Genomic DNA, 26,426 nt, shown 5'->3' with positions numbered 1-26,426 from the left:
AAGATAATCTCGTTAGAAAGATCAGTGCCGGACATCTAGCATGGTTGTGTTGGCCGCGGGAGACGATCCTGCGGCGCGATGCAGAAAAGATGCTCCAATGTCCTTCACCGTCACCAAGCCGCGCACGCGCCGCGTCCAGCGTTCCGAACTCGCGGTTCCCGCCACCTCGACCCATTTCTTCGAGCGCGCCGCGAGTAGCGCCGCCGATTTCATCTTCCTCGATCTGGAGGACGCGGTTGCGCCGCCGCGAAAACCCGAGGCGCGCGAGATCGCGATCGAGGCGCTGAACCGGATCGACTGGGGCAACAAGACGCTGGCGGTGCGGATCAACGGGCTCGACACCGAATGGGCGCATCGCGACATCATCGAGATCGTCAGCCGCGCGCCGCGCCTCGACCTCGTCATGGTGCCGAAGGTCGGCACCGCATTCGACGTCCGTTTCGTCGATGCGCTGCTGACGGGGCTCGAGCGCGAGTTCCCGCGCGCAAGGCCGCTGGGCATCGAGATCCTGATCGAGACCACGCTGGGGCTCGCCAATGTCGAGGACATCGTGCAGGCGTCGGAGCGGCTGGAGGCTGTGATCTTCGGCATCGGCGATTACTCGATCGACCTGCGCACCTGCGGCGAGATTATCGGCGCCTCCGATCGGCGCTATGCCGTGCTCGCCGATGCGGGCGAGGGCGGCGCGCGCCGCGTGCACTGGAACGACCAGTGGCACTTCGCGCTCGCCCGGATCGCCAATGCCTGCCGCGCCCACGGCCTGCGGGCGATCGACGGCCCCTATGCCAATTTCGGTGATGCCGCAGGTTTTCGCGCCAGTGCGGCGCGGGCGGCCGCGCTTGGTTTCGAAGGCAAATGGGCGATCCATCCCTCGCAGCTCGAAACTGCGAACGAGGTGTTCTCGCCGACCGCACGAGAGATCGGCTGGGCGCGCGAGATCACAGCCAAGATTCAATCCGCCAGCGCCGGCGGCGACGGCGCCTTCGGGCAGGACGGCGTGCTGATCGATCTTGCGGTGCTCAAGCGCGCGCAGGCGATTATCGACCGCAACGACGCAATTCAGGCGGCGGGCAGGGCGGGAGCGCGCGATGTCGCATGAGTCACCGCTTGCCGGAATTCGCGTGCTCGATATCGCAACCTTCGTGGCGGCGCCGTTCTGCGGGACGGTGCTGTCCGACTTCGGCGCCGAGGTGATCAAGATCGAGCAGCCGGGCACAGGCGATCCCCTGCGCCGGTTCGGAACGCCGAGCGACTGCGGCGACACCTATGTCTGGCTCAGCGAAGCCCGCAACAAGAAGTCGGTGACGCTCGATCTGCGCAGCGAGCGGGGCGCCGCGCTGTTTCGCGAACTGGTCCGCCAATCCGACGTGGTGCTGGAGAACTTCCGGCCCGGCACGCTGGAGAAATGGGGGCTCGGCTTCGAGGCGCTGCGCGAGATCAACCCAAAGCTCGTGATGCTGCGCATCAGCGCCTATGGGCAGGACGGCCCGCTGCGCGACAAGCCCGGCTTTGCCCGGATCGCGCACGGCTTCAGCGGGCTCGCTCATCTTGCCGGCGAGGCGGGACGGGCGCCGGTGATGCCGGGATCGACCTCGCTCGCCGACTATATTTCCGGGCTATGGGGCGCGCTCGGCGTGCTGCTGGCGCTGCGCCATGCCGAAGCCACCGGACACGGGCAGGTGGTCGATATCGGGCTCTATGAATCGGTGTTTCGGCTGCTTGATGAAATGGCGACCGTGTTCGCCAAGACCGGCTTCGTCCGCGAACGCCTCGGCGCCGACACTGTCAATGTCGTGCCGCACAGCCATTACCAGACCGCCGACGGCAAATGGGTGGCGCTGGCCTGTTCGAGCGACAAGATGTTCGAGCGCCTGGCGCAGGCGATGCGGCGGCCGGATCTCGCGACTGACTCGCGCTATGCGGCCATGGCCGGCCGCTTGGCGCGGCGCGAGGAGGTCAACGGGATGGTCGCCGACTGGATCGGCTCCATGCCGCTGGAGGCGGCGCTTGCCGAATGCGAGCGTTACGACGTGCCCTGCGGGCCGATCTACAGCATCGCGGACATCTTCGCCGACCCGCAGTACCGCGCCCGCGGCAACATCGCCGAGGTGGCCTCGCGCGCGGGGCCGATCGCGGTGCCGAGCGCGATTCCCAAGATGTCGCGCACGCCGCCACAGTTCAAGCACGCCGGCGTCGCGCTCGGCGCGCACACCGACGAAGTCCTGACCTCGCTTGCCGGCGCAACCGCTGCGGCGCTCGCCGCGCTGCGCAGCGACGGGGTGATCTGACATGCCCCAATTCTCCCGCGGCCACGAAGGAACCACGCCATGACCAGGCAGATGAAATTGATCGGCTTCCTGCAGGCCCAGAATTGCTCGAACTATCCCGCCTCCTGGCGTCATCCGGACTCGAAGCCGAATTGGTTCTCGCGCGACTATTATCAGGAGATCGGGCGGACGCTGGAGCACGGCAAGTTCCATCTTGCCTTCTTCGACGACCGCCTCGCGATCCCTGATCGCTTCGGCGACGATTTTCGCGAGACCATCCGCCACGGCGTGCGCGCGGCGAAGCTCGATCCGGTCTCGGTCGCGCTGACGATGGGATTGGCGACCGAGCGGCTCGGCATCGGCGTGACCTATTCGACCACCTATTACGAGCCGTTCCACGTCGCGCGGGTGTTCGCAACGATGGACCTGCTGCTGAACGGCCGCGCGGCCTGGAACGTGGTGACCTCGCTGAACGACTCCGAGGCGGCGAATTTCGGTGCCTCGCAGCATCTCAGCCACGATCTGCGCTACGACCGCGCCGACGAGTTCATGGAGGTCGTGCTCGGTCACTGGAACAGCTGGGAGGACGGCGCCGTCAGCTTCGACCGCGAGAGCGGGCTGTTCGCCGATCCGGCCAAGGTGCACCGGCTCGACCATCAGGGGCAGTTCTTCCGCTCGCGCGGCCCGTTCACGGTGCCGCGCTCGCGGCAGGGCCATCCGGTGATCATTCAGGCCGGCCAGAGCGGTCGCGGCAAGACCTTCGCGGCACGCTGGGGCGAATTGATCTTCGTGATCTATCCCAATCTCGACATCGCCAAGAAGCAATATGCCGACCTCAAGGGAACGCTGGCCAAGACGGGCAGGGACATCAGCATCGCGCCGGCGGTCTATCCGGTCGTCGCCGAGACCCAGGCCGAGGCCGAGGACAAGTTCGCGGCAATCAGCCGGCTCGCCAAGCCGATCGATGCGCTGACGCTGTTGTCGGAGGTGCTGAACTACGATTTCGCGGCCAAGCCGATGGACGAGCCGTTCACGTCGGATGAGCTGGCATCGATCAGCGGATTGCAGGCGATCCGCGACCGCGTGGTGAGTCTCAGCGGCAAGCCCAATCCGACGCCGCGGGACTTCGTGCAGTTCAGCGGGCGCGGGACGCTCGCCGAACTGCCGACCTTCGTCGGCTCGCCCAAGGCGGTCGCCGATCAGATGGAGCGGTGGTTCTGCGAAGGCGGCTGCGACGGCTTTGTCGTCGCCGCCACCCATGTGCCCGGCACCTACCAGGACTTCGTGCGCCTCGTGGTGCCCGAGCTGCAACGCCGCGGCCTGTTCCAGCGCGAGTATCAGGGCGACACATTGCGCGAGAATCTCGGCCTGCCGCGGCCGCAGGCTGCGCATGCAAGCGCCGACGAGGAGGCGCGCGTCTCGACCGGATAGCGCCGGCACAGAACGCGGGCGCAGAGAACGATCAAAACAAAATCAAAATCAGGGAGGCTGAGGTGACCAAGGGCGTTAACGCGGGGGGCCGGCTCGACAGATTGCCGATTGCCGGATTTCACTACCGGATCTTCGCGCTGATCGGGGCCGGACTGTTCGTCGACGGCTTCGAGATCTTCCTCGCCGGCAGTATTCTCGGCGCGCTGGTTCAGTCCGGCTATTCGGACCTCGCCCAGAATGCGCGCTTCATCTCGGCGACCTTTGTCGGGATGCTGATCGGTGCCTGGCTGGCGGGCGTCGCCGGCGACCGCTTCGGCCGCAAGTTCGCCTATCAGGCCAACCTCCTGATCTTCGGCCTCAGCGCGCTGGCGGCAACGCTCGCGCCGTCGATGAACTGGCTGATCGGGGCCCGCTTCGTGATGGGCCTCGGACTCGGCGCCGAGATCGTCGTCGGCTATGTCGTGCTCAGCGAATTCATCCCGCCGCAGCAGCGCGGCCGCTGGGGCGCCGCGCTCGCAACCTGCACCAATGGTGCGCTGTTCGTCGCGACGCTGGTCGGCTGGGTCGTCATTCCGCATCTCGGCTGGCGCTGGATGTTCGCGCTGTGCGGCGTCGGCGCGATGATCGTCTGGTTCCTGCGGCGCTCACTGCCGGAATCGCCGCGCTGGCTCGAGACGCAGGGCAAGAGCGCCGAGGCGGAGGCGGTGCTGGCGGCGATCGAGCAGGAGGTCGGCAAGGGCAGGACCCTGCCGACCCCGGCCTATCAGCCGGCCCCGGTGCAGCCGGACGTTCGCTTCACGCGCCTGTTCTCGCGGGCGTTGATCGCGCGGACCATCGTCGGCTGCCTGATCCTGATCGGGCTCAACACCGCGGTCTACGGCTTCATCGCCTGGATCCCGACCTTCTTCGTCAAGCAGGGCATCAACCTGTCGTCATCGCTCGGCTACACCATGCTGATGACGCTCGGCAGCCCGCTCGGCACGCTGTCGGGCATGTGGATCGGCGAGAAGATCGACCGCAAGCCGTCGCTGATCGTGCTGTCGCTCGCGGCGGCCGGGCTCGGGCTGATCTATCCGATGTTCATCAACCCCATCGCTTTCGTCGTGATCGGCTTCCTCCTGGTCTTCACGGTGGCGGTGATGCTGGCGCTGGCCTGGGGGCTCTACATCCCCGAACTGTTCCCGACCGAGCTCAGGATGCGCGGGTCCGGCATCTGCAACACTGCCGGTCGCCTGATGTCGATCGTGACGCCGTTCATCGTGGTCGAGCTGTTCACGAGGTTCGGCGTCACCGGCGTCGTCTCTGTGGTGGCCGGGCTCCTGGTGGTGCAGGCGATCGCGGTTGCGGTGCTCGGCATCGAGACCCGCAAGCGCCCGCTGGAGGCGTTGCGGCCGGAGACGATGGACGGCGAAGCGTCATCCGCAGAGATGCGCGGCAAGCTGCAACCAAGCCCCGGCGGGATCGCCGCCGGCGGCGAGTAGCGGGACGAAGCGCGCGATGTCCGCGTGATCAACGCATGCGGACATCCGGGCCTCGTCCGTCAGACGATACTTTTGGTGGACGCGTCGGAAGATGCGGGCTAAACGCGCAGGGTATTCCCTCGGCACCGTGAATCTCGCTCGTGAGTGGCAGGCAGAATAATTTCCTCGCTCAGGCACTGCAACAAGGCGCCTTGGCGTTGCGGGCGCAGCAGTTTGCTCAGGCCGAGCAGATTGCGACGAACATCCTGAAATCAAACCGCACGGACAGACACGCCGCGCTTCTTCTGGCGCATGCCCTGATGGGGCAGAACCGGGGAGGCGAGGCGATCGCAGCGCTCGAGCGGGTTGCGCGCCGCGGCGACGATGGAGAGGTCGAGACTTTGCTCGGCGCGCTGCTGTACGGCGCGGGCCGCGTCACCGACGGCATCGCACAGCTTCGGCGCACGGCGGCGCGCCGCCCGCCATATTTTCCGTCCTTTCAGGAACTCGCCGGGCAGCTTGCCAAGGCGGGGCAATACGACGAGGCGATCAGCACGATCGAGGCCGGTCTCGCGCTCGCGCCTGAGAGCGTCGATCTGAAGCTCGATCTCGGGCGCCTGTTGCAGGAGACCAATGACATCGCGCGGGCTGCAAGCGTCCTGACGGCGGCACGTGATGCTGCGCCGGGACGCCCCGACGTTCTCAACCAGCTCGGGCGGGTCCTGATCCTCCGTGGCGACTACGCCGCAGCCGCGGATGCGTTCCGCCGCGTGCTCGCGCAATACCCGGATGATCGCTCGACCCGCGCCCACCTCGCCACTTGCCTCTTCGAGCAGGGTGAGCGCGATGCTGCCGAGGCGGCGCTGCGCTCGGTGATGCGCGGTCAGCCCCAGCTATTTGGACGCGCGGCGTTCGTCATGGCCTCGGGATCTCACGGCCGCTTCTTCTTCTCCCAGAGCGCCGCTGCGAAGTTCCTCGGCGGGGACTGAGATTGACGCGGCGGACGACATTCCGCCTTGCCTTACGCCCTGAAGTTTCTCCGGTAGAGGTTCGGCTGCCGTTTGAGCTCGGTGCGGAGTTCGCCGACCCGCTTGGCGTCCTCCGCGGTGAACGGCGATGCCTGCGCGGTCCAGTCGTCTCGCTTGACGGGAATGCATTGCGCGATCGGAGTCCCCTTTGGGAGGACGCCTCTGAAATTCCTGTCGTGCCAGTACGCCGGAAAGTGCACCCAATTGTCGGCATAGAGGTCGGAATTGACCAGGCCGCTGAGCGTGGTGAATGGCAGGTCGAAGCGGTTGACGGGATGGGTGAAGTAGATCGCGTAGCCTTCCGGGGCTTCGACGGTCCACAGATTGTGAAATTTGAGAAAGAAGCGGCCCTCTTCAAACAGAGGGGTGCCGGTGACCTGACCCGGGTCGTGGAAGCCGATCGGTGAGCGTGGGAATTCCGGCGTGCCTCCCGGCGGTAAATCCTGGTCCCAGGTGATTTCGCCGTCCTCGACCTTGAGATCGCAAACCAGCGGCAGCAAGAACCCGCAGGTCATCGCATCCACGAACGGCGGGCAGCGCTTGATGGTGTCCTCGTCGTGCAGGTTGATCGAAGAGAACGCCGTCGCCGGCATCGCCTTGAGCCAGTCGGGAACGCCCTGCGCCGCCGGTATGGGGGCCGGTATCAGTCCGTCGAGCTCCGTCGGGCAGCGGAATTTGAGCGTCAGCTTGCTGTTGGTCGACATTGGGCGCTCCGATTTCGGATCGACCTACATGAATGCGTCGCAAAGGTGAAGCGCGCGCTCACCAGCCAGGATCGCCGCTAGGTCACGAGATACTTCGCGACCGCCGGCTCGTTCCATTCGATCCCGAGCCCGGGACCGCGGGCGGTCACCGCGCCGTCGACGATTTCGGCGGGCCTTGTGAGGATGGAGCCGGCGAAGTCGAGGAATTCGAGCCAGTGCGCGGTCGGCGTCACCGCGAGCAGGTGCGCGCTGACTTCCGCGAACAGATGGCTCGACATCGGGATCGAGGCGGCGTCGGCTTGTCCTGCGACTTGCACCCAGCCGGTCACGCCGCCGACCTTCATCACGTCGGGCATGATGAAGTCGGACGCGCCGGCCGCGATCGCTTCGGCAAAGCCGCGCGGAAACCACCAGTTCTCACCAGCCTGGATCGGCGTCGGCGAAGTCTCGCGGACTTTTGCGTGGCCGGACAGGCTCTCCTGCGGCACCGGCTCCTCGATCCAGTGCAAATCGTAAGGCGCAAGGCGGGCGATGCGGCGGGTCGCTTCCGCCGGATCGAGCGACTGGTTGAAGTCGATCATCAGCGCGATGTCGGGGCCGAGCAGGGCGCGCACGCCCTTCACGACGCGCTCGTCAATGGCGGCGTTGCCATCGCCGCCCTTGATCTTGATGCCGCGAAAGCCCTGGTCGAGCGAGCGGCGCAGCGCGCGCTCATCGGCGACAGGATCGACCACGCCGTAGCTGTCATAGGCCTTGATCGGCTTCGCCGAGCCGCCGAGCAGTTCGACCAGCGGCCGGCCGGCGAGCTGGCCGAGTACGTCCCAATAGGCCATGTCGAGACCGGATACCGCCATGCCGACGAGGCCCTGCCAGCCGAGCAGCCGAAACTTGGCGTCCATCGCCTTCATGAGGTCGAACGGCGCGACCGGCTTGCCGATGAGCTCGCGGCCGATCTCCTCGATCAGATAGGCAAGAGGCTTAAGCGTGAGCTTGCTGTAGGCGAAGATGTAGCTGCGGCCGGTAATGCCTTGATCGGTCTCGACATCGATCAGAACCAGCGGGCCGGAATCGATCACGCCGAAGGCGTTCTTCACAGGGCGCTTGAGCGGCACCACGACGCTTCGCGCCCGAACTCCGCGGATCGCTGCAACTGTCCGGCTCATGGACGTTTCCTCTTGTTGTTATTGGACACTGTACCATCGGACCAGCCGCGGCGCGGCCCAGTCGGTCGCGACCTGCTCGATCAGATAGCGGCCCGGATATTCAGCGAGGAAAGCGATGCGCTGGGTCTGGCCCGGCTCAATCGCGAGCGTGTCGAGCCAGAACGGCTTCCAGCCGTCGTCGAGCCGGTCGAGCAGACGGAAGTGATGGCCGTGCAGATGAAAGACGCTGGCGATCGCGCCGCGGTTGGTCAGCGCCAGCACGACCGACCGGCCGGCCTTGGCCTGAAAGGCCGGAGCGGCCGATGGCTTGAAGTCCGCCGGGCGGAACCATTCGGTCGGCGTGCCGAGGGTTAGCTCGAATCTTGCGGCGCTCTTGAGATCGAGCTGGGCGGGCATGTCGTTGCCCGGCAGCGGCGGTGCCGGCGGGAACGGCGCGGGGCGGACCGGCGGGTCGTTCGAGATGGCCAGCTTGCCGACCGGGCGGGCCTGCTTGCCGTCGTGCAGCAGGATCGCGAAGCTGGTTCCGGTAGGTCCGGCCGCGTCGACGAAGACATCGGTGCGGCTGCCGGGAGCCAGTACCAGCGCACCGTTGCGGGCCGGAAACGGTTCGGCTGGCTGGCCGTCGATGGCCATCACCCGGACGTCGAGGTTCTCCAGCTTGACCGCCAGCACGCTGCGTTGGCTGCCGTTGATAAAGCGGAGTCTGAGGCGGGCATTGGCCGGCGCCGAGATGTCGTATGAGGTTTTGCCGTTAATCGTATGAATTTGCGTCGAATCTTTTGGATCGTTGCCGGCCGGGATTGCGCTTCCGTCCGGCCGCAGGCGCCACTCCTCGATCAGCAGGACCTCGTCGCGATCGACCGCGACCGGCGAGGTGCCAGTCACGATCAGCGGCCGCGGCCGTGCCGGCGCCGTGCCGCCATCAGCGAACAGCGGCTCGCACAGGAAGGTGCCGGCATGCCGAAGCGGCAACTGGAAGCTATCCTTGCCCCCGGCGACAAGCAGCGCCCGGGAAGCCAGTGGCTCCGCCGCGGCGATGCCGTCGAGCCCGCGGCAATCCAGCGCGGCCGCTACCGGCAGGTCATTGCCAAAGGTGACGTCGAGGACCTCGCCGCGCTTGAAGCGGAGGTCGCTGCCGCCGAGTGACCAGACCGGTGTCTCCGGTCCGCCAGGACCCGGTCCGTCCGGACGAAGCGAGATGCGGTCGGGTTTGGCCTGGAGCGCGACCGCGGTCCGGCCCTGTGCCGAGACGGTGGCCGGCAGAGTAGGGCAAAGCGCCGCGGCGCCGAGGGCGGCGATCAGGTCACGCCGGGTGAGTGAAAATTCGGGAGTTGCGGGGGGACTTGCCATCCGGCCGATGCGGACCATTTTCAAGTGTACCTGTCCAGTCGCGATCGGTCGCAGGGCGGGCTCAACAGCGGCCATTTTTTTGCTGCGAACCGGTGGGCGCATGTTATAAGCCCGGCCGCCCGCGGCATCGCGGCCGGACTGGGATGCTTTTCGCGCGGGCGTGGCGGAACTGGTAGACGCGCTGGATTTAGGTTCCAGTGACGAAAGTTGTGGGGGTTCGAGTCCCTCCGCCCGCACCAAGCGCTTACAGCGTTTGCATGACGAATTCTTGGAGAACCTTTGGCCCCGATGGGGTGAGGGTTCGCCGAACCCACAGACGTTAGGCCGCAAGGCTCAGCGTCGAACAGATTGAACACTGCCACGGCCGCTCGGGCCGCGGCAAAAGCGGAAGAAGATTGATACCATGCAGGTCACCGAGACCCTCAACGAGGGATTGAAGCACGAATTCAAGATCAGCGTCCCGGCATCCGATCTCGATGCCAAGGCGGACGCCAAGCTGGTCGACCTCAAGGACAAGGTCCGTCTCAACGGCTTCCGTCCCGGCAAGGTGCCGGTGGCGCATCTGAAGAAGATCTACGGCCGCTCGGTGATGGCCGAGACCATCGACCAGACCATCAGCGACACCAACCGGCAGATCTTCGAAGATCGCGGCTTCCGCCTCGCCGGCGAGCCGAAGATCACGATGCCGACCGAAAAGGACCAGGTCGAGGAACTGCTGTCGGGCAAGACCGACTTGACCTACACCGTCGCGATCGAGGTCGTGCCGCCGATCCAGCTCGCCGATTTCAAGTCGTTCTCGGTCGAGAAGCCGGTGGTCGATGTCTCCGACGCCGATGTCGACGATGCCATCAAGCGGATCGCCGAAGGCAGCCGCCCGTACAATGCCAAGACCGAAGGGGCGGCGGAGAAGGGCGACCGCGTCACCATCAGCTTCAAGGGCACCATCAACGGTGAAGCCTTCGAGGGCGGCACCGGCGAGGGCATTCAGGTCGTGATCGGCGCCGGCCAGTTCATCCCGGGCTTCGAGGAGCAGCTGATCGGCATCGGCACCAACGAGACGCGCACGCTGAAGGTCTCGTTCCCGAAGAACTATCTGAACGAGAAGCTCGCCGGCCAGCCGGCCGAGTTCGAGACCACCGCAACGCTGATCGAGGCGCCCGGTGAGACCACGATCGACGACGAGTTCGCCAGGACGCTGGGCCTCGAGTCGCTCGACAAGCTGAAGGAAGCCGCCCGCGAGCGCCTGACGGCCGAGTTCGCCGGCGCCACCCGCCAGAAGGTCAAGCGCGCGCTGCTCGACCGGCTCGACGAGAGCCACAAATTCGAGGCCCCGCCGTCGCTTGTCGCCGAAGAGTTCAACCTGATGTGGAACTCGATCAAGGCCGAGATGGACTCGTCCGGCAAGACCTTCGCCGACGAGAACACCACCGAGGAAGCGGCAAAGGAGGAGTACCACAAGATCGCCGACCGCCGCGTCCGCCTCGGCCTCGTGCTGTCGGAGATCGGCGAGAAGAACAAGATCACGGTAACCGACGACGAGGTGTCGCGCGCCGTGATCGAGCGTGCGCGCCAGGTGCCCGGCCGCGAGAAGGAGGTCTGGGACTACTATCGCAGCAACGCCCAGGCGCTGGCCCAGCTCCGCGCCCCGATTTACGAGGACAAGGTCGTCGACTTCGTCCTGGAGCTCGCCAATGTGACCGAGAAGAAGGTCACCAAGGACGAGCTGTTCAAGGATGAAGACGCCGAGAAAACTGCCGCTTAATTTCGGCACCTCGCGTTAATGATGAACCGCGAAAGCACGCCTGGCGAGGGTCCCCGTCGCTAGGCGTGCAGACGCGAATCAGCTTGAACTTCTGCGACCTGCCCAGGTGGCTAGTGCGGCGAGTTGACGGCCTTGTCGGCCGGAAATTGGCCCATATCTGGGTTAAGCCTTGAGGCAGTAGTCTTGAGCCAAGTAATCTCGAGCAAAGTTCTGCATCACCCCTAACCCTTGGGTTCTTTCATGCGCGATCCCGTTGAAACCTACATGAACCTCGTGCCGATGGTCGTCGAGCAGACCAATCGCGGCGAACGCGCCTACGACATTTTCTCGCGCCTTCTGAAGGAGCGCATCATCTTCGTCACCGGTCCGGTGGAAGACGGCATGTCGACGCTGATCGTCGCGCAGCTGCTGTTCCTCGAGGCCGAGAATCCGAAGAAGGAAATCTCGATGTACATCAACTCGCCGGGCGGCGTGGTGACGTCGGGCCTTGCGATCTACGATACGATGCAGTTCATCCGTCCGCCGGTATCGACGCTGTGCACGGGGCAGGCGGCCTCGATGGGCTCGCTGCTGCTGGCCGCCGGCGAGAAGGACATGCGCTTCACGCTGCCGAATTCCCGCATCATGGTGCACCAACCCTCCGGCGGCTTCCAGGGCCAGGCCACCGACATCATGCTGCACGCGCAGGAGATCCTGAATCTCAAGAAGCGCCTCAACGAGATCTACGTGAAGCACACCGGCCAGACCTACAAGGCGATCGAGGACGCGCTGGAGCGCGACAAGTTCCTCACCGCCGAGGACGCCAAGGCGTTCGGCCTCGTCGACAAGGTCATCGACAAGCGTCCGGACGATCCAGCCGCCGCGAAGGCGGCCTGATCTGGGCAGGCATCTCGAGGCGTCGGTGTGATCTCCACATTGACGCCTCACATAACCGGCAAAAGCAGCGGTGGACCCGCGGGCGGGTGCATGCGCACAGGCGGAAAGTTCCGGTTTCGTGCTCATATACCGACGTGGTAATCCCGCAACGTTCCGTGGATTTCGGCGCGTATTCCACGTGCGATCGTTGAAAATCACGGTATTGTCACGGTCTTGAGCCGGCCATCCGATTAGCGAATTCTTGATAGTCGGGTGCCAGCATGGTTGGCTGTGATGCATCGGCTATGATCGCGGAGATTCGAATAAACCGTGATCCACACGGTCAGTATTGCGTAGGGTCTTTTTTGGTACGGAATTTGCTCTATCTACCCAAGACCCCGGTTTTGTGCCGGATTGGGTCGATCTGGCAAACAAGATCGAACGGCGGACGGAGATAATGAATGAGTAAGGTCGGCACGAGCGACGCCAAGAACACGCTATATTGCTCGTTCTGCGGCAAGAGCCAGCATGAAGTTCGCAAGCTGATTGCCGGACCGACTGTCTTCATTTGCGACGAGTGTGTCGAACTGTGCATGGACATCATTCGCGAGGAGAACAAGTCCTCGCTGGTGAAGTCGCGCGACGGCATCCCGACGCCGAAGGAAATCTGCAAGGTCCTGGACGACTACGTGATCGGCCAGAGCCATGCCAAGAAGGTGCTGTCGGTCGCCGTCCACAACCACTACAAGCGGCTCAACCATCAGACCAAGCACAACGACGTCGAGCTGGCGAAGTCGAACATCCTGCTGATCGGTCCGACCGGTTCGGGCAAGACGCTGCTCGCGCAGACGCTGGCCCGCATCCTCGACGTGCCCTTCACCATGGCTGACGCGACGACGCTGACCGAAGCCGGCTATGTCGGCGAGGACGTCGAGAACATCATCCTGAAGCTGCTGCAGGCCGCCGACTACAACGTCGAGCGTGCGCAGCGCGGCATCGTCTATATCGACGAAATCGACAAGATCAGCCGCAAGTCGGACAATCCCTCGATCACCCGCGATGTGTCGGGCGAGGGCGTCCAGCAGGCGCTGCTGAAGATCATGGAAGGCACGGTGGCCTCGGTCCCGCCGCAGGGCGGCCGCAAGCATCCGCAGCAGGAATTCCTGCAGGTGGATACCACCAACATCCTGTTCATCTGCGGCGGTGCGTTCTCGGGCCTCGAGAAGATCATCTCCGCGCGCGGCCGCTCGACCTCGATCGGCTTCGCGGCGCAGGTGCTCGCGCCGGAGGACCGCCGCACCGGCGAGATCTTCCGTCACGTCGAGCCGGAAGACCTGCTGAAGTACGGCCTGATCCCGGAATTCGTCGGCCGTCTGCCCGTCGTTGCGACGCTGGAGGACCTCGACGAGACCTCGCTGAAGAAGATCCTGACCGATCCGAAGAACGCGCTGGTGAAGCAGTACCAGCGGCTATTCGAGATGGAGAACATCGAACTGACCTTCGCCGACGAGGCGCTTGGCGCGGTTGCCCGCAAGGCGATCGAGCGCAAGACCGGCGCGCGCGGCCTGCGGTCGATCCTGGAGAGCATCCTGCTCGAAACCATGTTCGACCTCCCGGGCCTGGAGGGCGTCGAGGAAGTCGTGATCTCGCGCGAGGTCGTCGAGGGGACGGCGCGTCCGCTCTACATCTACGCGGATCGTTCCGACCGCGCCGTCGAGAGCAGCGCAAGCGCGTAAACGGCGCTCGTCTCGACCCGCCAAAAATGCACGGCTGCCGGACGCTCCGGCGGCCGCCGTGGCGCAGCAGCGGCGCTCTTGCGGCGTAGCAGCAAATGCCTGTTTAGCCTGAATTTCCGGGCACTTCTCAGACTTGACACCTCCGTGCCTGATAGCCACCTAATGCTATCGGCGAAGGGATCTCATGCGTTGAGATTCGTCGCTTTTCGATACGGAATAAGCGACTGCTGACAGCATCTTTTTCCGGATCACCAAGGCACCTTGTGGCGGTTGCGCAAGTAGGCGGATTGCGTGCAAGGGGGCAAAACAAAAGGATAAGGCCATGACGACCTCAAAACCCCGGCCAACGATCGTCCACGGCGAAAGCCACTCCTATCCGGTGTTGCCGCTCCGCGACATCGTCGTCTTCCCGCACATGATCGTGCCTCTCTTCGTCGGTCGCGAGAAGTCGATCCGCGCGCTCGAAGAGGTGATGAAGAACGACGCGCTGATCATGCTCGCGACGCAGAAGAACGCGTCCGATGACGATCCGGCACCCGATTCAATTTACGAGACCGGTACGCTCGCCAGCGTCCTGCAGCTCCTGAAGCTTCCCGACGGCACCGTGAAGGTGCTGGTCGAGGGCCTCGAGCGCGCGCGCGTCGAGAAGTACTCCGACCGCAGCGAATATTACGAGGCGACCGCGGTCGCGCTCGCCGACACTGACGCCAACTCGGTCGAAGCCGAGGCGCTGGCGCGGTCGGTCGTGTCCGACTTCGAAAGCTATGTGAAGCTGAACAAGAAGATCTCCGCCGAGGTCGTCGGCGTGGTTCAGGCGATCACCGATTTCGCCAAGCTCGGCGATACCGTTGCCTCGCATCTCGCGGTCAAGATTGCCGATCGGCAAGCCATCCTGGAGACGTTGTCCGTCACGCAGCGCCTGGAGAAGGTGCTGGGCCTGATGGAGAGCGAGATCTCGGTGTTGCAGGTCGAGAAGCGCATCCGCTCGCGCGTCAAGCGCCAGATGGAGAAGACCCAGCGCGAGTATTACCTGAACGAGCAGATGAAGGCGATCCAGAAGGAGCTCGGCGACGACGAAGGTCGCGACGAGCTGGCCGATCTGGAGGAGAAGATCTCCAAGACCAAGCTGTCCAAGGAAGCCCGCGAGAAGGCCCAGCACGAGCTGAAGAAGCTGCGCCAGATGTCGCCGATGTCCGCGGAAGCGACCGTCGTGCGCAACTATCTGGATTGGCTGCTGTCGATCCCGTGGGGCAAGAAGTCCAAGGTCAAGAAGGACCTCGAGGCCGCGCAAGCGGTGCTGGACTCCGATCACTACGGGCTCGAGAAGGTCAAGGACCGCATCGTCGAGTATCTCGCGGTGCAGTCGCGCGCCAACAAGCTGACCGGACCGATCCTGTGCCTGGTCGGGCCTCCCGGCGTCGGCAAGACCTCGCTCGGCAAGTCGATCGCCAAGGCCACGGGGCGCGAATTCGTGCGCGTGTCGCTCGGCGGCGTGCGTGACGAGGCCGAGATCCGCGGTCACCGCCGCACCTATATCGGCTCGATGCCCGGCAAGATCATCCAGTCGATGCGCAAGGCGAAGACCTCGAACCCGCTGTTCCTGCTGGACGAGATCGACAAGATGGGCGCCGATTTCCGCGGCGATCCGTCGTCGGCGCTGCTTGAGGTCTTGGACCCCGAGCAGAACTCGACCTTCAACGACCACTACCTGGAGGTCGACTACGACCTATCCAACGTGATGTTCATCACGACCGCGAATACGCTGAATATTCCCGGCCCGCTGATGGACCGCATGGAGATCATTCGGATCGCCGGCTACACGGAGAACGAGAAGGTCGAGATCGCGCGCAAGCATCTGATCCCGAGCGCGCTCTCCAAGCATGGTCTGGACTCCAAGGAATGGTCGATCGACGACGCGGCCTTGCTCTTGATGATCCGCCGCTACACCCGCGAAGCGGGCGTCCGTAACCTGGAGCGTGAGCTCTCCACACTCGCCCGCAAGGCGGTGAAGGAGCTGATGATCTCCAAGAAGAAGTCGGTGAAGGTCACCGAGGCGAATATCGAAGAGTTCCTCGGCGTTCCGAAGTATCGCTTCGGCGAGATCGACGACGAGGATCAGGTCGGTATCGTCACCGGTCTGGCCTGGACCGATGTCGGCGGCGAGTTGCTCACCATCGAAGGCGTCATGATGCCCGGCAAGGGCAAGATGACCGTCACGGGCAATCTGCGCGACGTGATGAAGGAGTCGATCTCGGCGGCGGCGTCCTACGTCCGCTCCCGTGCGATCACCTACGGCATCGAACCGCCGATGTTCGACCGGCGCGACATCCACGTTCACGTGCCGGAGGGCGCAACGCCGAAGGACGGTCCGTCTGCCGGTGTTGCGATGGCCACCGCGATCATCTCGGTCATGACCGGCATCCCGGTCCGCCACGATGTCGCGATGACCGGCGAGATCACGCTGCGTGGTCGCGTGCTGCCGATTGGCGGTCTGAAGGAGAAGCTCCTGGCTGCCGCGCGCGGCGGCATCAAGACGGTGCTGATCCCGGAGGACAACGCCAAGGATCTCACGGAGATTTCCGATGCGATCAAGGGCGGCATGGACATCATTCCGGTCTCGCGGCTGGATGAGGTCGTCGCCAAGGCGCTGGTCCGCGTGCCCGCGCCGATCGTCTGGGAAGAGGAGACCAGCAAGGTCGATGTCAAGCCCGATGCTTCCGACGAAGCGTCCGGCGGCCTGACGGCGCACTGAAGCAGGCTTCAGTCGAAATAGAAAACGGCGCCTTCGGGCGCCGTTTTTGTTTTGCCGATCCGCACGCGTGGCGGATTTTCTCGCCGCTGCATGGCAGCTTGGTCGAGGGCGTCTACTCTTTCTTCTCGACGATGAAATTGCCGATCGCGCCGAGCGCCATCAGCACGCTGGTGCCGAGGAACACCGCGGACATGCCGATATGGCCGCCGATGAAGCCGCCGGCGAGCGGGCCGATCACCTGGCCGGCATATTGCGCCGAGATCGAATAGCCGAGCATGCTGCCGGTGACCGCATCGGGCACGTTGTGCCGGATCACGCTCGCGATGCAGGGCAGCAGGCCGCCGAGCGCGAGCCCCATCAGGAAGCGGAGCAGGATCAACTGCCAGCCGCTGACCACGAAGGCCTGCGGGATCAACAGCAGCGCCGAGACAGCAAGGCAGATGGTGATGATCCGCCAGTGGCCGACCCGATCGGCCAGCTTGCCGAGATGCGAGGACGACAGCAGGCTGCCGAAGGCCGCCGCCGACATCACGAGGCCGGCGACGAATGTCACCTGCGGTGCGTCGACCAGTTGCGCGACATAGACCGTGATGATCGGCTCGATCGACATGTTGGCGACCATCAGCAGCAGGCCCGTTCCCCACATCGCGACGACAGGGCGCTTGTCCGGGACCAGCGACCAGCCGCCCCGCGCCTTGCCGCCTTTGGCCTTCGGGCGTGCTTCCTCGCGGATCAGGAACGTCGTGCCGAGGAAGGTGAAGAAGATGACGCCGCCGATCAGGAAGAAGGTCGCGCGGATGCCGATCAGCCCCGGCAGCACGCCGCCGATCAAGGGACCGACCAGGCTGCCGGCCATGATGCCGGCCGACAGCACGCCGATCGCCCAGCCGGACCGCGCCTTCGGCGTCTGCGCCGCGACCAGCACGGTCGAGCCCGACGCGTAGCCGCCGAGCAGGCCGGTCAGCAGCCGCAGGCTGACCAGCTCATAGACGTTGTGCGCCATGCCGATCAGCGACATGGCGATCGCCATGCCGAGGCTGGCGCGGATCAGCATCAGCTTGCGGCCGTAGCGATCGGCGAGCCGTCCCCACAGGGGGGCCGTCAGCGCCGCGCTGAAGAAGGTCGCGCCATAGGCTACGCCCGACCATTGCACGATCGCGGCGTGATCGGTCACGCCGAGCTGCTCGACATAGAGCGGCAGGAACGGCAGCAGCAGCGTCATCCCCACGATAGTCGTGAAGGAGCCGAACACGCAGACGATCAAATTGCGTTTCCAGGGGCCCGCGTCGAGCAGGGCTTCGCGATCGACTTCGATGTTCATGTCAGCGCAGTCCGATCACGGCGAAGCCGCGCGCTCGGAGGCCGCGGCGGTCCTCGTTGAGCGAACGCAGCAGGCGATCGCGGGTATCGGTGATGTGGTCGGCGGCCTCGCGCGCGGCGGCCTCCGGATCGTTGGCCTTGATGAGGCCGAGGATGCGCCGGTGCTCGCGCCAAGCTTGCTCGCGCGACGGCTCGGTCCACACTTCCAGCCAGCGTGCCCGCGACAGCCGGGTCATCGCGCCGGCGATCGCCTTGACGATGAAGGGATTGCCGGAGAGCCGCGCGATCTCGACATGGAAATCGGTGCCGACCCGGTGCCATTCCTCGCGCGGCGCGCCGGACTGGCAGGCGTCCAGCATTTCTTCGATGCCGGCGATATCGGCCGCGCTCGCCCGCGCGCAGGCGAGGCGCGCCGCCGTCGTCTCCAGCGGAATCCGGAACTCGGCAAGCGCCTCCAGCTCACCGAGGTCGATCGGTGCGACAATCCAGTTGCGGCCGTCGCGGCGCACCAGCTCTTCGCCTTCGAGCCGGACCAGCGCGGCACGGATCGGCGTGCGCGATCCCTCGAACCGGCTCTCCAGCCAGCGCTCGGTCAGCCGCTCGCCGGGGCCCAGGTCGAGCGACAGGATCATCTCCCGGAGCTGGTCATGGATCTGAAGCATCTGCGACATGGCGCCGTCCTTTGGCCGCCGCTTGGCGGGCACAGAATCTCGGTCTGGCAGGTTTCGTATCCCGATTTGGTATCCCAAACAAGGCAGCTATGGGATGCCGACGTTGCTCCGTTAAGGGAGGTGGGCCGAGAGCCAGGGCCCTGGACGATGGAACCGCGCCCACGGCGGTTGCTTGGTTTGACGGAATTGGAGAGCGCTCCATGCGTATCGATGGGCAATGCCATTGCGGGGCTATCACCTATCAGGCCGAAATTGATCCCGAACAGGTGTCGATCTGCCATTGCACGGACTGTCAGGCGCTGACCGGTTCGCCCTATCGCGTCACGGTGATTTGCGGCGCCGAGCAAGTCCGGCTCACCGAAGGTGTACCGAAGGTCTACCGCAAGCGGGGCGATAACGGCCGAATCCGCTTCCAGCACTTTTGCAGCGATTGCGGTTCGCCGCTGTTCACGAGCGGCGAGGACGGCGGGCCCGACGACTGGGGCATCCGCTGGGGCAGCATTCGCCAGCGCGACCGATTGCCCCCGCGACGCCAGGTCTGGTGTCGCTCCGCCGCGCCATGGATCAATGATCTCAAGGAATTGCCGGCGCGGCCCAAGGATTGAAGCTGACCGACTGGAGCTGACGGATTGAGGAGTTGCGGCCTTGCGCCTCGGGGGCAGGCGAGGCTAAAGAGGCGCGCAGGTAAGGGCGGCTAGCTCAGCTGGTTAGAGCATCTCGTTTACACCGAGAGGGTCGGGAGTTCGAATCTCTCGCCGCCTACCAGCCTTCGCCCTCCGGGCTACGGCTTGGCAAGCCAGCCATTTGAGCACGAATTCATTCGCTTGTTCGGTGCGCGGGGCGAAGGCTGTCGCGCCGAAGCTCGAAGAGCGCAGGCGGACTGGCTGCCTAAACGCGCGCGGGCGTGATTTCCCCTTTGGATCCAGCCCTACGGTTGCAGCATCCTGATGGTCGCGATCGGCCACTTCCCGATGTGGCCCTTGATCGAGATGCGCAATCCATGAGATTCGTCCAGAAACACGCCCTCGACGGTTCCTGCGGTTCCATCGGTGAGAACCGCGGCTCGTCCGACCAGCTCCGCCTCCGCCTGCACATGCTCGCGCAGGATGACGGTGGCGCGGTGTTTCACGAGCTGCAAAGCGGCCTCTGGTTGATGAGCCCTGTGGAGCAAGGCCATTGCACGGCTCTCGGTGAACGCGCGAAGAGGGCGCGATCCCGGCCGTGGGTAGTCACATGGGGATGGCCGGGACCGCGCTTGCTCCGCGCTGGCGTGGCAAGTGTCGTTCGATGACCGATCGCGCGAAAGGTGCCGAAAGTCACGCGCGCAGGTTTGATGCCGACGCTTCCGCGATGCTATTCTGTCCGCCTAACCGGGAACTCGATGCATGCGCAAACTCGCCGCGATTTTTCTTCTCACCATGATTGCCGGACCCGCATTCGCACAGTCGGATCACGTTCAGCGCTATCGCGAAGAGGTCGAGAAGTCGCCGGCCGATGCGGCCAACGAGGCGCGGCAGCAGCGCGCCTATCAGCGTGCGCTCAGCGGTGTGCCGGATCAGAAGCCGACCGATCCCTGGGGCATTGCGCGCAGCGACGGGCAGAGCGCGCCCAAGGCGAATGCCGCAAAGCCGAAGCCGGCCAAGCCCACGAGCGCAGCCGCCAAATAATCTCCGAGCGCGGATCGGGTCGATGAAACATTACGTCTGCAAATTGACCGGACCGCGTCCGACCTTTCCGCAGGACATGACGCCGCAGGAAGCCGCCATCATGCAGGCGCATGTCGCCTATTGCGGCGAGCTGCTGCACGCCGGCAAGGCGCTGGTGTTCGGGCCGGTCGCCGATCCGGCAGGGATCTGGGGCCTGGGCGTGCTGCAACTGCCCGACGATGCCGATCCGCAGGAGATCGTCGCCAACGATCCCGTCACCAAGGCCAATGCCGGATTCACCTATCAGGTGATGCCGATGCTGCGCGCCGCGACGCGCGAGAGCTGCTAGGGCATGATCCGGAAAAGTGCGAGGCGGTTTTCCGAAAAGATCATACCCAAACTTGAGACGACAGAAGCTTCCTGAAAAGGTTTGGATCGCATGAACGCAGGCCACCCGCAAAACGCCGATCAGATCGCATACTGGAACGGGCCGGGCGGTCAGCGCTGGGCCACACGGCAGGCCGCGCAGGATATCGTGCTGCAACCGGTGCTCGACCTCCTGATCGATCGCGCCGCGCCGAAAGCCGGCGAACGCGTCGTTGATGTCGGCTGTGGCAGCGGCGCCTCGAGCTTCGCACTGGCGGCGAAGGTCGCGCCGGCTGGTCACGTGCTCGGCGTCGATGTCTCGGAGCCGATGCTGACGCGGGCGCGGCAGAGCGCGCCGCAGGGTTTGCCGGTCGAGTTCGCGCTGGCCGATGCGACCGTCTATCCGTTTGTCGGCGAGAGCTTCGATCTGTTGGCCTCGCGCTTTGGCGTGATGTTCTTTGCCGATCCCGTGGTGTCGTTCGCCAATCTGCGCAAGGCGATGAAGCCGACGGGCCGTCTCGCCTTCGCCTGCTGGCAGGAGCCGCGCGAAAATCCGTTCTTCATGACGCCGCTTGCTGCCGTCTACAAGCACGTGCCGAAACTGCCGCCGCTCGGGCCCGAGGATCCCGGCCCGTTCGCGTTCGCCTCCGAGGCGAGGGTGAAGCGGATCCTGGGCGAAGCCGGCTTCTCCGGCATTGCTATGGAGCCGTGCCGGCTCGAGCTCGATGTCGCGACCGGGCGCGGCATCGATGCCGCGATCCAGGGCGCGCTCGAGATCGGGCCGGCCAGCCGCGCGCTGGAAGGGCACGCGGATGACGTGCGCGCCGCTGCGATCGCCTCGATGCGCGAGGCGCTGGCGCCGTTTGTCAAGGGCGATGCGGTGCTGCTGCCCGGCGCGATCTGGATCGTGACGGCGCGGGCCTGATCAGGCCTTCTCTTCCCAGATCATCGCCAGGTGCACGATGGTCTGCACGGCCTTCTCCATGTCCTGCCGGCTGACCCATTCGAGCCGCGAATGGAACGCGTGCTCGCCGGCGAAGATGTTCGGGCAGGGCAGTCCCATGAAGGACAGCCGCGAGCCATCCGTGCCCCCGCGGATCGAGGTCTTCACCGGCGTGAGGCCGGCGCGCTGGATCGCCTCGATCGCATGGGCCACGATCTGCGGGTGGCGATCGATCACATCCTTCATGTTACGGTACTGTTGCTTGATTTCCATGCGGTAGGTCGAGCGCGGATAGCCCTTCATGACATCGTTCACGATGCCTTCCAGCAGCGCTTCCTTCTGCTTCAGGCCGGCCTCGGTGAAATCACGCACGATGAAGTCGATCCGCGCGTTCTCCAGCGCGCCCGAGATCGCGACCGGATGCAGGAAGCCTTCCTTGCCCTCGGTGGTCTCGGGCGAGCAGGTGTCCTTGGGCAGGCGATCGACGATCGCGGCGGCGATCTTGATCGCGTGCTCCATCTTGCCCTTGGCAAATCCCGGATGGGTCGCGACGCCTTCGATGATGATGCTGGCGCCGTCGGCCGAGAAGGTCTCGTCCTCGATATGGCCGGCGGTCTCGCCGTCCATGGTGTAGCCGAAATCGGCCCCCAGCTTCTTGATGTCGACCTTGTCGACGCCGCGGCCGATCTCCTCGTCCGGCGTGAACAGGATCTTGATGGTGCCGTGCTTGACCTGCGGATTGGTGACCAGGAAATGCGCGGCGTCCATGATCTCTGCAAGGCCCGCCTTGTTGTCGGCGCCGAGCAGGGTGGTGCCGTCGGTGGTAATGATGTCGTTGCCGATCTGGTCGGCCAGCGCTTCGTGCTCGGCGGCGCGGATCACCTGCGAGGCATCGGCGGGAAGCACGATGTCGCCGCCGCGGTAGTTCTTCACGACCTGCGGCTTGACGTTCTTGCCGGTGCAGTCGGGAGAGGTGTCCATGTGCGAGCAGAAGCAGATCACCGGCACCGCCTTGTCGGTGTTGGCCGGGATCGTCGCGTAAACGTATCCGTGCGGATCGAGATGCGCGTCGGATATCCCCATCGCCTGCAGCTCGGCGACCAGCAGCCGCCCGAGATTCTTCTGCTTCTCGGTGGAGGGGCAGGTCGGTGAATCCGGGTCGGACTGGGTATCGATCACGACATAGCGCAGGAAGCGCTCGGTGACGGTGTGCTTGAAGTCGAGAGCCGGTGCCAGCATGAAAACCGCGCAAAAACAGGGGAAAGGAACAATGCGCTTTGGCGAAGTTGGTTCACGCGAGCAAACCGCGTCAAGGCGAGCTTCGAAGGACAATCCTATAACAGAAAAGCGCCACTCCGGGGCCGCGTCACGAGCCGGAATGGCGCTTTGCCTTAACGGACAGAGAAGGCGCTAGACGGCTTCCTTCAGCTCCTTGGCGGCGCGGAAGGCGACCTTCTTGCTCGCCTTGATGTGGATCTGTTCGCCGGTCGCCGGGTTGCGGCCCATGCGGGCGGCGCGCTTGCGGACCTGCAGGATGCCGAGGCCGACGATCCTGATGCGCTCGCCCTTCTTGAGGTGCTTGGTGATCCTTGTGACCATGTCGGTCAGGATCGCCTCGGCCTGCTTCTTGGACAGCTCCTGCTCTTCGGCGATGGCCGCCGCCAAATGCTTCAGCGTGATCGTCGCCGGTGTCGCTGCTTTCTTCGCCATGTCTGGCCCTCCTCGTTGCTGAATGGCTGGATTGCTGCTTTCACGCGAATGGCGCGCCGTTCGCGTCGGGAAAATGCGTCCGGAAAGGTCCTGAAAACCGCCGGTTCCGGGAACGGGCAGCGCCGGGCCGGCCACAGGAAACCCAGACGTATCAGGCCTTATTTGATTCGGGGCTTCGCTGACTACGCCGTTTCCCTTGAAAACAGGCGACAACCCGTGCCGGCGCCGCGAAAATGCCGACGCTGTGCAGGGATCCGCAACCTCCTTGACTAACCGGATGCGGGCCTTTATGCCCTCGGTCCTGCGCGGATCAATCCGATGATCGGCATCCGCGGGAGTAGCTCAGTTGGTTAGAGCGCCGCCCTGTCACGGCGGAGGCCGCGGGTTCGAGTCCCGTCTCTCGCGCCATTCATTTCAATGACTTAGCAGCGTGTTTGGCCCGGAACCATCGGACCCTCTGGACCGATGCCGTAACGAGTTGCTTGCCCTCCCGTTCACTGCACCTGGCAACTGTCGCGACAGCTCAGGACGCCGCGAGGCCAACGGCGCCGACCGGTTGAGCGGCGGCCTGCTCGCGACTGACGGATGATGCCACGCGCTGTTCGGGCGTCAGCCACCACAACAGGAACAGCAGCGCTATCCCGTTCGACAGCAGGCCTGTCGTGAGCGGCACGTTCATGATCGCCTGGACAGCGATGCCGGACGAAACCGCGATGAAGCGCGGCGACAGGTGCTTTGAGACCATCGATCCCACCGACAGGGTCAGGCCGCAGACGAATGCCGACACCGGGGCGAGCGCAAGACCGACCGATGCGATGCCCTCGGTGGCGAGGAAGGACGCGTTGAAATTGCCGTCCTGATAAATCGCTCCAAGCGTCGGGCCGAGTTCGCCGTACGGGCAGGCGGCCATGTATCGCAGGATGGAGATCTGGCAGAACCGGGTGAGCTCGTGGTGCGCAAAGAAGTCGGCGTATTGATCGAGCGCGAGCGACGGGATCGCGACGAAGCGCAGATTGATGGTGCTGAACACGATATAGTTCTTGTCGACGCCGAGAATGGCGAAAGCCGAAAGGCCGATGATCATCGGGATCAGAAATGCGACCACCGTGGCCAGCCGCGGGTCGAACCGGCCGTACAGCCAGAACAGAAACGGCAGCCAGATCGGCAGCAGCAGCACGGTCTTGTTGTTGACGACGGGATAGAAGCAAAGCGCAAGTAGCAGCACCCCGGCCGCCGGCATCCACCGCCTGCGCGATGCGAAATGCGCGAACAGGTAGGGCAGGACCGCGCCGATCATGATCCCGGTGAGATAGTTCAACAGCGCCGGCCGCACGACGGCGGTGCGGGCTGCGCCATAAGGATCGCCAAGATTGGCCCCGTAGGAGACGTCGGCGACCAGCACGGCAAGGCACGACGCCAGCAGCAGAACCGCGATGCGCTTGACGGCGGCTTCGGACAAACCGGGCCGCCAAACCGGGATATTCTGGAGCATCAGAGGGATCATCGCGGCGGCCAGCGCGGCGATCATGGCCCAGCGGGCGATGGCGTGCGGATAGTCGAACGCGCTGAAGAAGCTGAGCCAGACGAAGCCGAACACGGCTGACAGCAGCGAGAAGCCGACCAGATAACCGAAGCTGAATCGTGCCGCGACGAACGCCGGGACGAACGCGACCATGATGGCGGTGCCGAGGGCGGCCTGCGCGTTGATGCCGGATCGCCAGACATGCATCGCCGGGAATGCATGCCCGCAGGCGATCATCGAGGCGACGCTGAGGACGAAGAACCCGGGGATCGTGACCCCGACAACCAGGTCATCGCGCGTCAATGTCATCGTTCCGTCCGAATCCGAAAGCTGCCAGGCAGCTAGCCGGTCGGCCCTGAACGAAGCAAGTTAAGCAATATCTCGGTCTGTGTTGTTATGTTTCTGCCTGGCGATTCGTCACCGCGACGCCTTGTTGAATTCACAGAACGGCAACACGTTGCCTTGATCAGGCAAAGAATGCGGCGACCGCGTTGAGGTCGGATTGTCCCGGGGTGTCGCCGCGCAGATTGGCGTCGATGACGCGGCGGCAGGCGTCAACCGTGTGGGTGTCGCCCAATTCGTTGGCGGCCTCGAGGATCGACCAGACCGTGTCCAAGGGAACGTCGCCCTGCACGGTTGCCTTCGGGTCTGATAGCATCGGCGGGGCCGCGGTTAGAATTCGAACAGGTCGCGGCCGTACCGCGCCAGGTTGTGCAAGTCCGCCACCGTGCCGCGCACCGCATTGCAGCGGCGGCATTCGATGATGGTGTCGCCGGATGCGTGCGCGGGATCGGCGACCTTGATCGCCAGGCTGCCGCAATCCGTGCAGATGATCTTGAAGCCGGTTGAAATTACTTGCTGCTGCAAATTCATTGTGGCCTGCGCCTCTGTTGACGCCGACCTTGACCGACAACTTTTAAGACTGGGGTCGCGGAGCGGATCGCAATCGAGCGACCAAGTTAGGACGCGGTTAAGATTTCGCCGCGGCCGCGCGGCCCTGCAGATGCAGCGTCGGCCTGCCGAGCCCGGCCGCGGCGGCGCGCACGGCTTCGCGGGCATTGACGGTGATGATGCCGGCAGCGTGGGCCCAGACCGCGAGGTCGGAGGCGCTGTCGCCGGCGTAGATGAAGCCCTCGGGAAATGTCTTCCGCAACAGGTCGGCCTTGTTGGCGCCCTTCAGATTATGTTCGCCGTCGGAGGCGAGCACCTGGTCGATCCAAGGCAGACCCGACGCCAGCTTCCGTGCGAGCAGCGCGTCGGCAGCGGTTGCCAGCACGATGCGGCGGCCGGCCGCATTCTCGCGCTCGGCCAATGCGACGACGTCCTGGTGCAGTTCGATCCGGCTCCAGTCGATGTGCTGGCGCTGTGCGAGCCGGCGCTTCAGCGCCGCGCGGCCGCGCGTCAGCCAAGCGGCGCATGACACGACGATCAGCGGATTGCGGCGCAGGATCGAGAAGAAGCTCAGATAGAGCAGGTCGCCCGTGATCAGCGTGCCGTCGAGGTCGAGCACCAGCGGCAGCGATGCCGGGAGGCCTAGCAAAGGGGACAACCCGTCGGTGCGGGAAGCATCCTGCGGCTTCGCGATGTCGTCGCCGGCGAGGCGAGGCTTGGTCATTCGCGGCGCTCAGCCGGGTTGCGACCATGCACACGTCGATTGTGCGCACTCCGGTCTCGGTGGTCCTGCAATCGCCGTAGCCGAACCTGCTCGCAAAGGCCACACCATCCTGGTCCGTGCTTGAG

25 protein-coding genes and 3 tRNA genes are annotated in these 26,426 nt (G+C 64.8%); 16 read left to right on the top strand and 12 right to left on the bottom strand.

Annotated elements, in window-relative coordinates:
* The first annotated feature begins 97 nt into the window (after window positions 1–97).
* The 5 genes from XI02_RS23940 to XI02_RS23920 all read left to right on the top strand — a co-directional run bounded on the left by XI02_RS23940 (window position 98) and on the right by XI02_RS23920 (window position 6,147).
* Entirely contained in the window at window positions 98–1,099 is a 1,002-nt protein-coding gene (locus XI02_RS23940) for a CoA ester lyase (RefSeq protein WP_016845654.1), read from the top strand.
* A complete protein-coding gene (locus XI02_RS23935) occupies window positions 1,089–2,288 on the top strand; it encodes a CaiB/BaiF CoA-transferase family protein (protein ID WP_016845655.1) in 1,200 nt (399 codons plus the stop codon). The genes XI02_RS23940 and XI02_RS23935 overlap by 11 nt, the downstream gene beginning before the upstream one ends.
* Before the next feature lie 39 nt (window positions 2,289–2,327).
* Window positions 2,328–3,698 carry an LLM class flavin-dependent oxidoreductase gene (locus XI02_RS23930; protein ID WP_016845656.1) on the top strand — a complete coding sequence of 457 codons (1,371 nt, stop codon included), beginning with the start codon at window positions 2,328–2,330 and terminating at the stop codon, window positions 3,696–3,698.
* A gap of 62 nt (window positions 3,699–3,760) precedes the next feature.
* Entirely contained in the window at window positions 3,761–5,179 is a 1,419-nt protein-coding gene (locus XI02_RS23925) for an MFS transporter (RefSeq protein ID WP_038380346.1), read from the top strand.
* A 140-nt stretch (window positions 5,180–5,319) separates the two neighbouring features.
* Window positions 5,320–6,147: a tetratricopeptide repeat protein gene (locus XI02_RS23920; RefSeq protein ID WP_371813990.1), complete on the top strand. Its 828-nt coding sequence runs from the start codon at window positions 5,320–5,322 to the stop codon at window positions 6,145–6,147.
* A 32-nt stretch (window positions 6,148–6,179) separates the two neighbouring features.
* Here the strand turns inward: XI02_RS23920 and XI02_RS23915 are convergent, their stop codons facing one another.
* The 3 genes from XI02_RS23915 to XI02_RS23905 form a co-directional block, all read right to left on the bottom strand.
* Window positions 6,180–6,890: a hypothetical protein gene (locus tag XI02_RS23915; RefSeq protein ID WP_016847725.1), complete on the bottom strand. Its 711-nt coding sequence runs from the start codon at window positions 6,888–6,890 to the stop codon at window positions 6,180–6,182.
* Between the two features lie 77 nt (window positions 6,891–6,967).
* A complete protein-coding gene (locus tag XI02_RS23910; protein ID WP_026192826.1) occupies window positions 6,968–8,053 on the bottom strand; it encodes an enolase C-terminal domain-like protein in 1,086 nt (361 codons plus the stop codon).
* A gap of 18 nt (window positions 8,054–8,071) precedes the next feature.
* Complete coding sequence (locus tag XI02_RS23905; protein WP_018271871.1) at window positions 8,072–9,421, bottom strand: multicopper oxidase family protein; 1,350 nt, start codon at window positions 9,419–9,421, stop codon at window positions 8,072–8,074.
* A gap of 136 nt (window positions 9,422–9,557) precedes the next feature.
* Between XI02_RS23905 and XI02_RS23900 the strand changes: the two genes are divergently transcribed.
* From XI02_RS23900 to lon, 5 genes are all read left to right on the top strand, one after another.
* Window positions 9,558–9,642 (top strand) — tRNA-Leu (locus tag XI02_RS23900).
* A 164-nt stretch (window positions 9,643–9,806) separates the two neighbouring features.
* Window positions 9,807–11,165 (top strand): trigger factor, encoded by a 1,359-nt coding sequence (gene tig, locus XI02_RS23895; protein WP_018271870.1) that lies wholly within the window; start codon window positions 9,807–9,809, stop codon window positions 11,163–11,165.
* A 240-nt stretch (window positions 11,166–11,405) separates the two neighbouring features.
* Window positions 11,406–12,041, top strand: a complete 636-nt coding sequence (locus XI02_RS23890; RefSeq protein ID WP_016847729.1) for an ATP-dependent Clp protease proteolytic subunit — start codon at window positions 11,406–11,408, stop codon at window positions 12,039–12,041.
* Between the two features lie 440 nt (window positions 12,042–12,481).
* The gene (clpX, locus tag XI02_RS23885) at window positions 12,482–13,756 is read left to right on the top strand and encodes an ATP-dependent Clp protease ATP-binding subunit ClpX (protein ID WP_018271869.1); all 1,275 of its coding nucleotides are present in this window, start codon (window positions 12,482–12,484) and stop codon (window positions 13,754–13,756) included.
* A gap of 322 nt (window positions 13,757–14,078) precedes the next feature.
* Window positions 14,079–16,508, top strand: coding sequence for an endopeptidase La (lon, locus tag XI02_RS23880; RefSeq protein WP_018271868.1), 2,430 nt, complete (start codon window positions 14,079–14,081; stop codon window positions 16,506–16,508).
* Window positions 16,509–16,620: 112 nt separating this feature from the next.
* Here the strand turns inward: lon and XI02_RS23875 are convergent, their stop codons facing one another.
* Both XI02_RS23875 and XI02_RS23870 read right to left on the bottom strand, forming a co-directional pair.
* Window positions 16,621–17,829 carry an MFS transporter gene (locus tag XI02_RS23875; RefSeq protein WP_018271867.1) on the bottom strand — a complete coding sequence of 403 codons (1,209 nt, stop codon included), beginning with the start codon at window positions 17,827–17,829 and terminating at the stop codon, window positions 16,621–16,623.
* A 1-nt stretch (window position 17,830) separates the two neighbouring features.
* Window positions 17,831–18,499, bottom strand: a complete 669-nt coding sequence (locus XI02_RS23870) for a GntR family transcriptional regulator (RefSeq protein WP_018271866.1) — start codon at window positions 18,497–18,499, stop codon at window positions 17,831–17,833.
* Between the two features lie 200 nt (window positions 18,500–18,699).
* Here XI02_RS23870 and XI02_RS23865 point away from each other — a divergent pair, with 200 nt between their 5' ends.
* Window positions 18,700–19,104 (top strand): GFA family protein, encoded by a 405-nt coding sequence (locus XI02_RS23865; protein WP_016847732.1) that lies wholly within the window; start codon window positions 18,700–18,702, stop codon window positions 19,102–19,104.
* A gap of 83 nt (window positions 19,105–19,187) precedes the next feature.
* A tRNA-Val gene (locus XI02_RS23860) sits at window positions 19,188–19,264 on the top strand.
* A gap of 163 nt (window positions 19,265–19,427) precedes the next feature.
* Here XI02_RS23860 and XI02_RS23855 read toward each other — a convergent pair.
* Window positions 19,428–19,637, bottom strand: coding sequence for a hypothetical protein (locus XI02_RS23855; RefSeq protein ID WP_016847733.1), 210 nt, complete (start codon window positions 19,635–19,637; stop codon window positions 19,428–19,430).
* Window positions 19,638–19,884: 247 nt separating this feature from the next.
* Here XI02_RS23855 and XI02_RS23850 point away from each other — a divergent pair, with 247 nt between their 5' ends.
* The 3 genes from XI02_RS23850 (at window position 19,885) to XI02_RS23840 (ending at window position 21,436) form a co-directional block, all read left to right on the top strand.
* Window positions 19,885–20,166, top strand: a complete 282-nt coding sequence (locus XI02_RS23850) for a hypothetical protein (RefSeq protein WP_016847734.1) — start codon at window positions 19,885–19,887, stop codon at window positions 20,164–20,166.
* A gap of 22 nt (window positions 20,167–20,188) precedes the next feature.
* Window positions 20,189–20,494 (top strand): YciI family protein, encoded by a 306-nt coding sequence (locus XI02_RS23845; protein ID WP_018271865.1) that lies wholly within the window; start codon window positions 20,189–20,191, stop codon window positions 20,492–20,494.
* 90 nt (window positions 20,495–20,584) lie between these two features.
* A complete protein-coding gene (locus XI02_RS23840; RefSeq protein WP_018271864.1) occupies window positions 20,585–21,436 on the top strand; it encodes a class I SAM-dependent methyltransferase in 852 nt (283 codons plus the stop codon).
* Here the strand turns inward: XI02_RS23840 and pepT are convergent, their stop codons facing one another.
* Together pepT and XI02_RS23830 are read right to left on the bottom strand one after the other, a co-directional pair.
* Window positions 21,437–22,693, bottom strand: coding sequence for a peptidase T (gene pepT, locus XI02_RS23835; RefSeq protein WP_016847737.1), 1,257 nt, complete (start codon window positions 22,691–22,693; stop codon window positions 21,437–21,439).
* A gap of 171 nt (window positions 22,694–22,864) precedes the next feature.
* Window positions 22,865–23,164, bottom strand: a complete 300-nt coding sequence (locus tag XI02_RS23830) for an HU family DNA-binding protein (protein WP_016847738.1) — start codon at window positions 23,162–23,164, stop codon at window positions 22,865–22,867.
* 331 nt (window positions 23,165–23,495) lie between these two features.
* Between XI02_RS23830 and XI02_RS23825 the strand changes: the two genes are divergently transcribed.
* Window positions 23,496–23,572 (top strand) — tRNA-Asp (locus XI02_RS23825).
* A gap of 115 nt (window positions 23,573–23,687) precedes the next feature.
* On the opposite strand, the gene XI02_RS23820 is transcribed toward XI02_RS23825, so the two are convergent.
* The 4 genes from XI02_RS23820 to XI02_RS23805 all read right to left on the bottom strand — a co-directional run bounded on the left by XI02_RS23820 (window position 23,688) and on the right by XI02_RS23805 (window position 26,301).
* Window positions 23,688–24,995 (bottom strand): hypothetical protein, encoded by a 1,308-nt coding sequence (locus tag XI02_RS23820; RefSeq protein WP_018271863.1) that lies wholly within the window; start codon window positions 24,993–24,995, stop codon window positions 23,688–23,690.
* Between the two features lie 157 nt (window positions 24,996–25,152).
* Window positions 25,153–25,344: a hypothetical protein gene (locus tag XI02_RS23815; protein WP_016847740.1), complete on the bottom strand. Its 192-nt coding sequence runs from the start codon at window positions 25,342–25,344 to the stop codon at window positions 25,153–25,155.
* A gap of 14 nt (window positions 25,345–25,358) precedes the next feature.
* Complete coding sequence (locus XI02_RS23810) at window positions 25,359–25,559, bottom strand: hypothetical protein (RefSeq protein WP_016847741.1); 201 nt, start codon at window positions 25,557–25,559, stop codon at window positions 25,359–25,361.
* A 97-nt stretch (window positions 25,560–25,656) separates the two neighbouring features.
* Complete coding sequence (locus tag XI02_RS23805; protein ID WP_016847742.1) at window positions 25,657–26,301, bottom strand: haloacid dehalogenase-like hydrolase; 645 nt, start codon at window positions 26,299–26,301, stop codon at window positions 25,657–25,659.
* Between the last annotated feature and the right edge of the window lie 125 nt (window positions 26,302–26,426).

Origin of the sequence: Bradyrhizobium sp. CCBAU 21365 (assembly GCF_015291305.1) — a bacterium.
Classification (GTDB): Bacteria; Pseudomonadota; Alphaproteobacteria; order Rhizobiales; family Xanthobacteraceae; genus Bradyrhizobium; species Bradyrhizobium elkanii.
Note: the sequence above shows the minus strand (reverse complement) of the source record. Positions and strands in the feature narration are given on the sequence as shown.